The 13,037-nt window shown below is 39.8% G+C and carries 11 protein-coding genes; 8 read left to right on the top strand and 3 right to left on the bottom strand.

Annotated elements, in window-relative coordinates; genetic code table 11:
- The first annotated feature begins 65 nt into the window (after window positions 1-65).
- Window positions 66-1,745, top strand: a complete 1,680-nt coding sequence (locus tag PR709_RS03555; protein WP_004922004.1) for a glycosyl hydrolase family 18 protein — start codon at window positions 66-68, stop codon at window positions 1,743-1,745.
- 307 nt (window positions 1,746-2,052) lie between these two features.
- Window positions 2,053-2,967: a LysR family transcriptional regulator gene (locus PR709_RS03550; protein WP_004922001.1), complete on the top strand. Its 915-nt coding sequence runs from the start codon at window positions 2,053-2,055 to the stop codon at window positions 2,965-2,967.
- Between the two features lie 449 nt (window positions 2,968-3,416).
- Here the strand turns inward: PR709_RS03550 and metK are convergent, their stop codons facing one another.
- Window positions 3,417-4,571 (bottom strand): methionine adenosyltransferase, encoded by a 1,155-nt coding sequence (metK, locus tag PR709_RS03545; RefSeq protein WP_272570721.1) that lies wholly within the window; start codon window positions 4,569-4,571, stop codon window positions 3,417-3,419.
- Between the two features lie 644 nt (window positions 4,572-5,215).
- On the opposite strand from metK, the gene speA reads away from it, so the two are divergent.
- From speA to PR709_RS03525, 4 genes are all read left to right on the top strand, one after another.
- The gene (speA, locus tag PR709_RS03540) at window positions 5,216-7,120 is read left to right on the top strand and encodes a biosynthetic arginine decarboxylase (RefSeq protein ID WP_004921992.1); all 1,905 of its coding nucleotides are present in this window, start codon (window positions 5,216-5,218) and stop codon (window positions 7,118-7,120) included.
- A 104-nt stretch (window positions 7,121-7,224) separates the two neighbouring features.
- On the top strand, window positions 7,225-8,145 hold the full coding sequence (gene speB / locus PR709_RS03535) for an agmatinase (RefSeq protein WP_040133350.1): 921 nt from the start codon (window positions 7,225-7,227) through the stop codon (window positions 8,143-8,145).
- A 326-nt stretch (window positions 8,146-8,471) separates the two neighbouring features.
- On the top strand, window positions 8,472-9,251 hold the full coding sequence (locus tag PR709_RS03530) for an acetoin reductase (RefSeq protein ID WP_004921987.1): 780 nt from the start codon (window positions 8,472-8,474) through the stop codon (window positions 9,249-9,251).
- Between the two features lie 335 nt (window positions 9,252-9,586).
- Window positions 9,587-10,492, top strand: a complete 906-nt coding sequence (locus tag PR709_RS03525; RefSeq protein ID WP_004921983.1) for a sphingomyelin phosphodiesterase — start codon at window positions 9,587-9,589, stop codon at window positions 10,490-10,492.
- Between the two features lie 37 nt (window positions 10,493-10,529).
- On the opposite strand, the gene PR709_RS03520 is transcribed toward PR709_RS03525, so the two are convergent.
- The gene (locus PR709_RS03520; RefSeq protein WP_004921981.1) at window positions 10,530-11,399 is read right to left on the bottom strand and encodes an alpha/beta fold hydrolase; all 870 of its coding nucleotides are present in this window, start codon (window positions 11,397-11,399) and stop codon (window positions 10,530-10,532) included.
- Window positions 11,400-11,577: 178 nt separating this feature from the next.
- Here PR709_RS03520 and PR709_RS03515 point away from each other — a divergent pair, with 178 nt between their 5' ends.
- Together PR709_RS03515 and PR709_RS03510 are read left to right on the top strand one after the other, a co-directional pair.
- Complete coding sequence (locus PR709_RS03515) at window positions 11,578-11,817, top strand: hypothetical protein (RefSeq protein WP_060560864.1); 240 nt, start codon at window positions 11,578-11,580, stop codon at window positions 11,815-11,817.
- A gap of 173 nt (window positions 11,818-11,990) precedes the next feature.
- Window positions 11,991-12,323 (top strand): hypothetical protein, encoded by a 333-nt coding sequence (locus PR709_RS03510; RefSeq protein ID WP_223854819.1) that lies wholly within the window; start codon window positions 11,991-11,993, stop codon window positions 12,321-12,323.
- Here the strand turns inward: PR709_RS03510 and mutH are convergent.
- The gene (mutH, locus tag PR709_RS03505) at window positions 12,310-12,993 is read right to left on the bottom strand and encodes a DNA mismatch repair endonuclease MutH (RefSeq protein ID WP_004921972.1); all 684 of its coding nucleotides are present in this window, start codon (window positions 12,991-12,993) and stop codon (window positions 12,310-12,312) included. The genes PR709_RS03510 and mutH overlap by 14 nt on opposite strands.
- Window positions 12,994-13,037 lie beyond the last annotated feature (44 nt).

Genomic DNA, 13,037 nt, shown 5'->3' with positions numbered 1-13,037 from the left:
TCGAACGATTAATTGTTGAACTCAATAAAATATCCCGTATTCCTTAACACATTAAGGGGTAAAACATGTTTAGACTAAATAAGTTAATGCTAGCAGCACTTATCGGTCATTGTGCTACTCAGTTTGCATATGCAGCGTTGCCCGGAAAGCCCACAATTCAATGGATGGATAACACCTATAGCATTGTTGAAATTAACCCTAATGAGGATAAATATGAATTATTAGTGACGAGAAAAGAGGCGGCAACTTTTAATGTCTCCTGGGATTTATGGTATGGAGATTATGGAACTACGGCAAAAGTGTATTTGAATGACCAAGAGGTATGGAGTGGTCCTTCAACCAGCTCTTCAGGTCAAGCAAGCCTTTCAATATCTAAAGGCGGGAAGTATAAATTGAAGGTTGCACTATGCAATGGCGACGAATGTAATTTTAGTGATGTGGTTGAAATTACAGTCCAAGATACAGATGGAAGTCATTTTGCTCCGTTGCAAACGCAACTTTTAGAAAATAACCAAGCTTACAAGCAAGACTCAGGAAAAGTCGTTGCTGCATATTTTGTTGAATGGGGAATATATGGACGGAAATTTTCTGCCGATAAAATACCGGCACAAAATCTTACTCATATTTTGTATGCTTTTATTCCTATATGCGGCGGAAATGGAATTAATGATAGCTTAAAGCAAATTGAAGGTAGCTTTGAGTCATTGCAGAAGTCATGTACAGGTAGGGATGACTATAAAGTGACTATTCATGATCCTTGGGCTGCAATTAATGTCTCTCAAACAGGAACTTCATTGTCATATAAAGGTAACTTTGGGCAGTTAATGGCAATAAAGCAAGCCTATCCCCATTTGAAAATATTACCTTCTGTTGGTGGATGGACATTATCAGATCCATTTTATGCAATGAAGGATAAAACCAAACGAGACAAATTTGTAACGTCTGTCAAAGAGTTTTTGTTGACATGGAAATTCTTCGATGGTGTTGATATCGATTGGGAATATCCTGGTGCAAATGGAGCCAGCACCACATTAGCGTCAGATAAAGATGGTGAAACTTATTTATTGTTGATGCAAGAGCTTCGCGCGATGTTGGATGAATTAGAGAAAGAAACCGGGCGCGAATATCAATTAACATCAGCTATTAGTGCCGCGAAAGCCAAAATAGATAAAGTCGATTTTGGTGAGGTACAAAAATCGGTTGATCACTTTTTTATGATGAGCTACGACTTTTATGGTGCATTTGATTTAAATACACTTGGCTACCAAACCGCACTTAATGCCTCCAGTTGGCGTCCAGATACGGAATATACAACGGTTAATGGGGTAAATGCTTTATTGAATCAAGGTGTTGATCCCGCGAAAATCGTGGTAGGTGCAGCGATGTATGGGCGTGGATGGACGGGGGTGAATGGCTATACCAACGGTAATCCATTTACAGGGAAAGCGACAGGCCCAGTTGCAGGGACATGGGAAAATGGAGTTGTTGATTATCGCCAAATCAAAAATCAGTATATGAGCGGACAATGGGTATATAGCTATGATGAAGTCGCAGAAGCGCCCTATGTATTTAAAGCATCAACAGGGGATCTGATTACCTTTGACGATCAACGTTCAGTGCAAGCAAAAGGGAAGTATGTGTTAGAGAACAAACTTGGAGGATTATTTGCATGGGAAATTGATGCGGATAATGGTGATATTTTAAATAGCATGAATTCGAGTTTAGGTAATAGTCTTGCTAAATAAATTGATATTAATATTTATTATAGAGGGAGTCTATTTCCCTCTATAATTATCCAGCGTTAAGTGAGCGCTGTTTTTCATAAAGATATACTTCTATAAGATCTATTATTTTATATTACCAATGACTTTTATTTTAATTCTATTTATTAATTATATATCTACTAAGAAAATTAATGACTATTAAGTTAGTAGATTAGGATGTTTCTTGATTGTTTATGAACAACATTATGATAGTTCTATATATGAAGTCGACTAAATATTAATGCGCTGAAATCATTGTATTAGCTATTTAAATTAATTAGGAGCTTATATGACTAGATTATCCGTGGATGCAATTAATATAATAAGCACTATCAAAAAAACAGGTTCTTTTTCAACAGCGGCAGATGTATTGCATAAAACACCGTCTGCGATTTCCTATCAAGTATTAAATATAGAAAGTCGATTGAAAGTTAAGCTTTTTCACCGTAATGGACCTGTAATTCGTTTAACTAAGGAGGGGGAATTTTTATTACAGGAGGGGGCATGGATCTTAAATGCAGTGCAAGATCTCGAAAATAGAGTGAGAAATATTCCAACATTTGATAACCAAATTCGTATTGTGGTTGAAAAATTTCTACCGCTAGATATCTTTGTTCAAGATATTCGTGATTATATTAAGGCAAATGGTGATGTTCATATTTCAATCCTAAGAGAAGCAATGACAGGGGCTTGGGATGCATTAAAAGAAAATAGAGCAGATTTTATTATTGCTCTTGGGGGGATCCCTGAAAACATAAAGGTAAGAACCCAGCTACTAGGAAAACTTAGTTTTGCCCTTTGTGTTTCCCCATCACATCCATTTGCTTCACAAAAAACGATAATAACGAGAAATCAGTTAATAAACGATATCCACGTTGAAATTGCAGATAGTAGCCATGAGCTATCAATTAATAGAGAAAAAGAAGTCATATTAGGAAGGCAAATATTGGTTTGCGATTTAGAAAGTAAATTAGTCTTAATTAAGCGAGGAATAGGGTATGGGTTTATTTGTCCTTCACATATTAAAAAAGAGTTAAAGAACCAAGAATTAGTCATTGTTCCGGTAGAGATCCCTAAAGATGATCAATTTATTTGGCTAGCTTGGCATCCATCAAGTCAAGGTGGTAATTTCTCTTGGTGGAAAGAGCGATTAATAAAGAAGATTGATACATCAAGTTTTATTGAAAATTTATCTACGGTATAATAGAAAGCATACATAATATCTTGCATATTGTAGGCTTGGATGACGCTGAGCTACCCTAGTTATAAAAATACCTAATATATCTAGGGTTGGCTTCTTCTACGATTTCATTACGTTTATTATTCCATAGTAAATAAACGTTTTCTCTATAGACACTACCGCCTTTAACTGGTTTTTATAACCATTTATCTCTTTCCACTATGAAATGAAATAAATATGAGATATGCGTTTCTAAGTGCGAATCATTGCTAATATAAAAATTATTACATGGCAATACTTATTCTATAGGTATGATAAGGCATAAACGTGATGATTATATTCTTTAGCCCAATTAGTTTAGGAGAATTGTACTTTTGCTCAAGGAGTTCTAAAAATGAATTTAAGCGAGGAAATAAGATAGAGGATGAATAAAGAAATAAACCCCACAGTGTGGGGCTTATTGGTTTGGCTAATTATTTTAGGCCAGCAGCTTCACGTAAAATAGCGGCTTTGTCTGTTTTTTCCCAAGGGAATTGAGAACGACCGAAATGCCCGTAAGAAGCCGTTTGTTGGTAAATTGGATGTAGTAAATCCAGCATTTGAATCAAGCCGTATGGGCGTAAATCAAAGAATTCACGCACTAACAGAACCAGTTGCGCTTCTGGAACTTTACCTGTACCAAATGTTTCAACCATGATTGAAGTTGGCTCTGCAACACCAATTGCATAGGAGACTTGGATTTCACAGCGATCAGCTAAGCCGGCTGCAACAATGTTTTTGGCAACATAGCGAGCAGCATAAGCCGCTGAACGGTCTACTTTAGAAGGATCTTTACCGGAGAATGCACCGCCACCGTGACGAGCCATGCCGCCATAGGTATCAACGATGATTTTACGACCAGTTAAACCACAGTCGCCCATTGGTCCACCGATAACAAAGCGACCTGTTGGGTTGATAAAATATTTTGTTGTTGGCATTAACCACTCTGCTGGAAGAACAGGTTTAATAATTTCTTCCATTACAGCTTCATGTAAATCTTGCTGTTTAATATCTTCTGCGTGCTGTGTGGATAAAACAACCGCATCAATGCCAACAATTTCGTTGTTGTCATATTGGAAAGTGATTTGGCTTTTGGCATCTGGACGTAACCATGGCAGAGTGCCATTTTTACGAACTTCTGCTTGGCGCTGTACCAGACGGTGAGCATAAGTAATTGGTGCAGGCATCAGAACGTCAGTTTCGTTTGTCGCATAACCGAACATAATACCTTGGTCGCCAGCCCCTTGTTCTAATGGGTCTGCGCGGTCAACACCTTGGTTGATATCAGGTGATTGTTTACCAATCGCACTTAAAACCGCACACGAGTTTGCATCAAAACCCATGTCAGAGCTGGTATAACCAATTTCGCGAACGGTTTTACGTGTGATCTCTTCAATATCAACCCAAGCACTGGTGGTGATTTCTCCCCCGACCATCACCATACCTGTCTTGACATAGGTCTCGCAAGCAACGCGAGCTTTTGGATCTTGCTCAAGAATCGCATCAAGAACCGCATCAGAGATTTGATCGGCAATTTTATCAGGATGCCCTTCCGATACAGACTCAGAAGTAAAGAGATGTGTAGCCATGAGATTAATACCTTAAGAATTCGCTGATTGTAATTGGATGTTTTAACATCTAGACGTCTATTTTAATGTTTTAACAAAAAAAGTGCTACCTGTTTTTACGTTTGACAGAAAAACAATAAGTAAAAAGACGAGCCTTACAAATTTTATTTCTATTAAGCCAATAACGTTTTGCAATTTCTGCCTAATCAATGTATAAACAGCGACCGTGACGGTTAGTTAAAAATGTTCCGTTATATACCAGTAGGCGTACAATGTGCCTGCTATCTATCAGGAGTGTTTATCTTTCTCGCTATTGATAAAGATTAAACAGTTATATTGGGGGTTAATGGGTAATGATCCATAATCTACTGAATAACAGTAATCAGCAGCTAAATGCGGATCGCCGCGTGTTTTTGGCGTTTACTTTCCTGTCTTTATTTACTTCTTCTCGAAGTTACTATCATCTTCCTAGTACACCCTTGGCTATCAGTCAGTAACTGTCAGCCAAATGGTTGTATTTGTCACCGTTTAGATGTTCTAAGCACTTTAATTAATCCGAGTAATAGCTGTTTCCCCGACATAACTGCCTTGCAGAGCCACGTCTTAGGACGGGTCGCTGTCTGGCCGGAGAAAGCGTCACTCACCCCTCCATAAAGGAGTTTGTTATGAATGATAATATCGCTCGCAAAATGCGCCAGACGTACAACATCGCGTATTGGGGCGGTGGTTACTATCAGGTGAATGAGCGCGGAAATGTCTGTGTTTGCCCAAATCCTGATAACCCAGACACGTCTATTGATCTAGCCGAACTTGTTAATCAAGTTAAAGAGGAGCAGGAGCACTTGCGTTTACCCGCATTATTCTGTTTCCCACAAATCTTACAGCACCGTTTGCGCTCAATTAATGCGGCATTTAGGCGTGCTCGTGAATCGTACGGCTATACAGGCGACTATTTTCTGGTCTATCCGATTAAGGTCAACCAGCAGCGTCGAGTCATCGAATCATTAGTCAATTCAGGTGAACCGCTTGGACTAGAGGCAGGGTCGAAGGCTGAATTGATGGCTGTGCTAGCAAATGCCGGCCGTACTCGTACCGTTATTGTTTGTAATGGTTATAAAGATCGTGAATATATTCGATTAGCGCTTATCGGGGAAAAATTAGGTCACAAGGTTTACCTTGTTATCGAAAAAATGTCTGAAATTGAGGTTGTTCTTAAAGAAGCGGAAAGCTTGAATGTGACACCTCGTTTAGGCGTTCGTGCTCGTTTGGCGTCGCAGGGGTCAGGCAAATGGCAGGCAAGTGGTGGCGAGAAATCAAAATTTGGTTTAGCGGCAACACAGGTTTTACAACTTGTTGAAATTTTACGTCAGGCAGGTCGCCTAGAAAGTTTACAGTTGCTGCATTTCCATCTTGGTTCACAAATGGCGAATATTCGTGATATCGCGACAGGTGTCCGTGAATCTGCACGTTTTTATGTTGAGTTGCACCGTTTAGGCGTAAAAATTCAATGTTTTGATGTGGGTGGCGGCTTAGGTGTGGATTACGAAGGAACGCGCTCCCAATCAGATTGTTCAGTAAACTATGGTTTAAATGAATATGCGAATAATGTGATTTGGGCGATTGGTGATGCGTGTGAGGAGTTTGATTTACCACATCCGACGGTGATCACCGAATCAGGGCGTGCATTGACCGCACATCATACGGTCTTAGTTTCTAATGTGATCGGGGTGGAGCGAAATGAATTTACCAAAACATCTCCTCCCGATGAGGATGCACCGCGTTCATTGATTTCATTGTGGGAAACCTGGGAATCAATGCAGCACCAAGGTAATAGCCGTTCGTTACGTGAATGGCTCCATGATAGTCAGTTTGATTTACAAGAAGCGCATACGCAGTATGCTCATGGTGTACTCGACCTGACTCAGCGAGCGTGGGCTGAGGAGCTTTATTTGAATATTTGTCGTCGTATTCAACAAGACTTAGATCCCAGTAACCGTGCTCATCGTCCAATTATTGATGAGCTGCAAGAGCGGATGGCTGATAAGTTCTATGTGAATTTCTCGTTATTCCAATCGTTGCCAGATGCTTGGGGGATTGATCAGGTGTTCCCCGTTTTACCGATAGAAGGCCTTGATAAGCCTCTTGACCGTCGCGCGGTATTATTGGATATCACTTGTGATTCGGATGGTATTATTGACCATTATGTCGATGGTGACGGTGTTGAAACAACTATGCCAATGCCTGCATACGACCCTGAAAACCCACCCATGATCGGCTTCTTTATGATAGGGGCCTATCAGGAAATTCTAGGTAACATGCATAATCTATTTGGCGATACAGCAGCAATCGATGTTTGGGTTGATAGCCAAGGCAACGTGCGTTATCTGCAAAGTGAAGAAGGCGATTCGGTCGCTGATATGCTGCAATATGTGAAGCTAGTACCAGAAGTATTGCTTGAAAGCTTTACAGAGCAAGTTAAAGGCACTGGGTTGAGCGAGCAGTTGCAAAAAGATTTCGTTGATGAGTTTGAGAATGGGCTTTATGGCTATACTTATTTAGAAGACGAATAATTGGCGATAAATAAACGGTAGCTAATCACAGGTGGTGTAGAGCCACCTATGAGTCTAAATAATAAAAGTATTTGCAGATTACAAATACTGATAGAGGAAGAGTGATGATTAATAGCACATTAGGTAATCAGGTCGATAATTCACTGGTTTCTAACGCATTTGGCTTTTTACGTTTCCCATTAAACTTTCAACCTTATAACTCAGATGCTGAGTGGGTGATAACGGGGGTGCCGTTTGATATGGCAACTTCTGGTCGTGCGGGCAGCCGTCATGGACCTGCTGCTATTCGTCAGGTATCTACCAACTTAGCGTGGGAAAGCCATCGTTGGCCATGGAATTTTAAACTAACAGAGCGCTTAAATGTTGTGGATTGTGGCGATGTGGTGTTTGCTTTTGGTGATGCACAAGACATGTGCGATAAGCTACAAGCACATACAGAAAAATTGCTGGAGGCGGGCAAGCGCTGCTTAACATTTGGCGGTGACCATTTTGTGACTTTGCCTCTGTTGCGCGCCCATGCAAAGTATTTTGGTAAAATGGCGTTAGTCCATTTTGATGCACACACAGACACTTATGGTAATGGTAGCCAGTATGACCACGGCACTATGTTCTACCATGCACCAAAAGAAGGGTTAATTGATCCGACTCGTTCTGTACAAATTGGTATTCGTACAGAGCATGAAAGTGATAACGGGTTTACAGTCATTGATGCCGCACAAGTTAATGATCGCGGTGTTGATGAGATGATCGAACAAATTAAATCTATTGTGGGTGATATGCCTGTTTATCTCACTTTCGATATTGACTGTTTAGATCCTGCTTTTGCGCCGGGAACCGGAACACCTGTCATTGGTGGATTAACCTCAGATCGTGCATTAAAACTGTTGCGTGGTTTACAACCGTTAAATATCGTTGGTATGGATTTAGTTGAAGTCGCACCAGCTTATGATCAATCTGATATCACTGCATTGGCCGCAGCAACCATTGCTTTAGATATGTTGTACTTACAAGCATCTAAAAAATAACCTATAGTTTGTCTGATTTTTAGGCTGCCTTCTAGGCAGCCTAATTTATTCTCAATAAAATAGATTGTTATTTAAACAAATATGAGGAAATAGCACTTTTTGCTATACCTCTTTGTGAGTAGTTCCACTTCGATTTGTTACCTATTTCCCTTTTAAAAGTTATTTCTTTCATAAATGCGAGTGATTATCACTCAATTACAGTCATATTTATCTCTATAGAACATAGTTGTAGTCTAATATCATGATTTTGTAACTTATTGTTAATCTTGCTAACGTATTAATCAGTTAGAGTCATTCATTTAACTATCCTTATTGGGAGAAAGCTTATGGCACTGAATAATAAAGTCATTTTAGTTACTGGCGCAGCACAAGGTATTGGTCGTGGTATCGCATTACGTTTAGCGAAAGAAGGTGCCAATATTGCACTTGTCGACCTGAAAAAAGAAAAATTAGCGGATGTGGCTAAAGAAATTGAAGCATTAGGCCGTAAAGCGACAACATTTGCTGCTGATGTCAGTAAGCGTGAGGAAGTTTTTGCCGCAGTTGCACATGCAGAAGCTGAACTCGGTGGTTTTGATGTAATGATCAATAACGCAGGAATTGCACAAGTTAAGCCTATTGCTGATGTACGCCAAGAAGATATGGATCTGATTTTCAAGATTAACGTCGATGGTGTGATGTGGGGAATTCAAGCGGCGAGTGAAAAATTCCAGCAGCGTAAACAAAAAGGGAAAATTATTAACGCTTCTTCCATTGCAGGGCATGACGGCTTTGCAATGCTAGGTGTTTATTCCGCTACAAAATTCGCTGTACGTGCATTGACCCAAGCCGCTGCTAAAGAGTATGCAAGTTCTGGCATTACCGTTAACGCATATTGCCCTGGTATTGTAGGTACGGACATGTGGGTTGAAATTGATGAGCGTTTTGCTGAAATTACAGGTGCACCAAAAGGTGAAACCTATAAAAAATATGTTGAAGGCATTGCATTAGGACGTGCTCAAACTCCAGATGATGTTGCTGGTTTAGTCGCATTTTTAGCAAGTGATGATTCAGACTATATTACAGGGCAGTCGATCTTGACTGACGGTGGTATTGTTTACCGTTAATCAAACCACTTATTAAGCAGAGCATTTTCTGTAAATTAACATTGTGCCTTGGCTAGTTAAAATAGGCCCAAGGCACAATTTAAATATTAATTCGCTATTATATTAGAAACTATATTTCTCCTACCTTTATTAACAGTAGATAAAACTATTTTATTTATTGTTATCATCCATCAAAAATCTTTAGGTAATGCATTAATTAATAATATGTTCAGGCATGTTAGTCTCGTTTAGCATACTCCTTGTCGTCATTGTGAACTCAATGTTTTCAATAAAACAGTATTGATAGGATAAAGAAATTTATACATTTATTAATGGAAAACGAATAAGGAAAAACTATGCCACATAAAATTAAAGTGATGACATTTAATACCTATTTATTGCATATTCCTTTTTTTAGTATTGGCGCATCCACTCAAGATGCTCGCATTAATGCGATGATAAAAGATAATATATTCTATGATGTTGATATCGTTATTTTACAAGAGGTATTTAATACTCATTCAGCACAAAAGCTTTTTTCGGGTATGAGGAGTTTAGGCTTTTTTTACCACACACCGGTTGCCGCACAATATAATGAATCTGTTCTCTCTTATTGTGATTCAAACCATTGTTGGAATGCTAAAAAAGGTGAATGGGATATGGTTCAGCAGGTCAATTCAGGGATCGCGATAGTTTCCCGTTATCCTATAGTTTATCGTGAATATCAACTGTTTGATGATGCAGGATGCGGTGCTGACCGTTTCAGCGCTAAAGGTGGAGTGAGAGCCGTTATTGAAATAGAAGGTAAAATGCTTCAAGTCATAGGAACTCATCTGCAATCGGATGACAACTTCTGCCTAATGACCTCACCTTCATCCCATCGCAAAGCCCAACTTACTCAGTTAATTAATTGGGCTGAAACTTCAATCACTGAAGATCGTCAAATAACAATCTTAGGGGGAGATTTAAATATTAATTATGGTTCGGAAGAGTACGAGCAAGCATTAGATATTATTGGTTGGGGAGAGCCTCACCATTTTAATCCACGACCGTCATGGGATTTTTCAACCAATAACGTGATTAGAGAAGCTTATCCCGATACTAGGCAAAGTTGGCATTTGGATTATATTTTTGCCAAAAATATGCGTTCAATTAAACAGCAAACACGGGTGATCAAAAGCAAAATTGGTTATAACTATAATAATAAAGTCTTTTTTGATTATTCCGATCATTATCCTGTAGTGGCTGAAATTGAGTTATGATAATTAGATATTTCAGCCACATATTTTTAAGGCGCCTTTATTGTGGAGCTAAATGGGTTAAGATGCGCTCCGCTTGTGTCCAGAGTAGTGAACCACCATCATCTTCTAACACGAAATGTTGGCAATTAGGGAAACGCGTTGCGAGGGTTTTACCAAAGTCTGGTGAATGAACAGTGCTTTCATCTTTCTCACCATACCACAGTGAAACAGGGCAATGGATCTCTTCAGGCTGGAAAGGCCAAGGCTGTAATGAGATCAATAAGTCTTGCACATAGCCTAAATTGCCTTGAAGAAAGGCTCGGTTCATACAGTCAGTATAGGCTTGCAAAAATGAGGGCTGATTGTAAACATTTTGATCAACCGTCGCGCTGCTATTGAGTATAAAAGCCAGTAACCAAGGTGCACTCACGTTTTTCTGTAACCAATCAGATAGCGCATCAGGTGTATTTCTGGCTTGCTCTTGCATATTGATAATATCGGCTTTTAATAAAGCACTTGTCGCGGGATAGTCAAATTGATCTTGCCCAGCAACAATAGATAAAGTGTTAGGAGTGCCATAGAAAGCTAATGCCATGGCAAATACAGCACCTTGAGAAAAGCCAATAACAGAATATTGCTCAATTTGCTGAGCTTGCAATAACGCGTCAATATCTGCCGCAAAACGTGAAAGCGATTTTTGTGGATCTTGTGACGATTCGCCTAGCCCAGCACGTTCAGGTACGATGAGTCGGATATTAAGTGGATCAAGTTGCTCAAGGCCAAAGCCTAACGTTCCACTCATACCTGCGCCAGTACAAAAAATAACAGGGAATCCCGTTCTTGGGCCTGATTCATACCAACTTAAGTTGCGGCCATCAGACAATTGAAGTGAACCTTGGCGCGTGTTTGTGAATGTGTTTGTCTGCATTGCTGAGTCCTAACTTATTTTGGGGCACGGGATGGTCACAATCAATGTGAAAGTGGCAAGGGTATATTTGATTGAATCTTAATAATGCTAGCCATAAAACGAATAATAAAATAATCGTCAGGTATAATGCAAAGCCAATTACGAAAAAGATTATTTGTTCTCTCAATAAGGAGCTGATATGGGGTTTTCAGATGCGGATAAGCAGTGCCTACTGGCGGTAAAAGGTGTTGGCCCAACAGTTATAAGTCGGTTAGAACAAATGGGATTTTCGACATTAACTCAACTGAGTGAAGCATCATATGAAGACATTTTAATTGCTGGGGCTGCTTTAACAGGCTCGAGTTGCTGGAAAAATAGTACACAAGCGAAGAAAGCCATAGAAGGGGCAATTGCCGCGGCGAAACAAGCCACCAAATAACCCTGATTCGGTAAAAGGGTTTCATTATCTAATTTGATAAAAACAACCTCTCTTTTTGCATGAAGTACTAAAAGGTTTGCTTTAAGGTTAGCTTAAAGCTAAATCATAATATTATTAACATCATGTATAAGAAAACTATTAGGGCAGTCATTATTATATTCGCTGTTATGGCGATGACTGCGAGCCCAAAAGGTATCAATATTTTTTCGAATCAATGTGAAGCCTATAAAGGGATACCAAAAAGAATTGCCGCAATGACATTCGGTGAGCAACTGATTAATCAGCAACGTGTTTTTTATACAATAACGTTAGTTGATGGCAAAAAAACGACGCAACAAATCGCCGTATTAAATACCATTGAGCATGAGCTAAACAAAAAAATGTTGGAGTTAATCCAAGCGGCTTTTGTCGTTGGTGCACCGGTTACGATACAACAGTGTGAGCAGGCGAGTATTGCAGGGTTAATGGTCGACTTTAACGGAGGAAAAACCATTAATCGATTTTAAAATGTCGAGCAAGCAATGGGGCGGTAAAGTCTTTTTTCAGATAGAAACCCCTCGGCAGCGTCATGATTGTTTGCCCAAATTCGCCAATACCCTCTGTTAGTGCTTTGCTATTTGCCGCTTTAGGGCGTATTTGTAGGACTTGTCCATGTCGAGCGGTGATACTTTCCACTTTGCCTAACACAATCAGATCCATCAACTCTTCCCAGTCTTGGCGCAGCAATTGCTCTTCCAAAGGAGAAGGGCTCCATAATAATGGGCTTGCGATACGACGTTGAGCGAGTGGTATTTGTCGTTCGCCTTCAATTGGAAACCATAAAACACGAGAGAGTTTTCGGTACACATGGCTATTTTTCCATGTTAACCCACTATTGCCTGTGAGCGGTGCGACCGCCACAAATGTGGTTTCAAGGGGCATTCCATTTCGGTCAATAGGGATGGTTTTTAGTTCGACACCAATATTGGCGAAATCTTGTTCGGGTTTACTGCCAGCGGTAGCTCCTAAAAAATATTCTAACAGCATACCCACCCAGCCTTTGTCACGTTTAAGATCGGGCGGCATAGGTAAGCCAGCGTATGCCGCTAATTCACCAAGAGTATAGCCTGCGAGAGCTTGTGCCCTAGCCATTAAAACGGACTCATTTTCAGGAGGGGATGGTGGTATAAATGGCATAATACGATTAAATAGTAACCAGAAAAAATTCACAGGGTAGCAAT

It is taken from the genome of Providencia sp. PROV267, assembly GCF_028477825.1.
GTDB lineage: Bacteria > Pseudomonadota > Gammaproteobacteria > Enterobacterales > Enterobacteriaceae > Providencia > Providencia stuartii.
The sequence above is the reverse complement of the archived record's forward strand: the minus strand, read 5'-3'. Positions and strand labels throughout refer to the sequence as shown.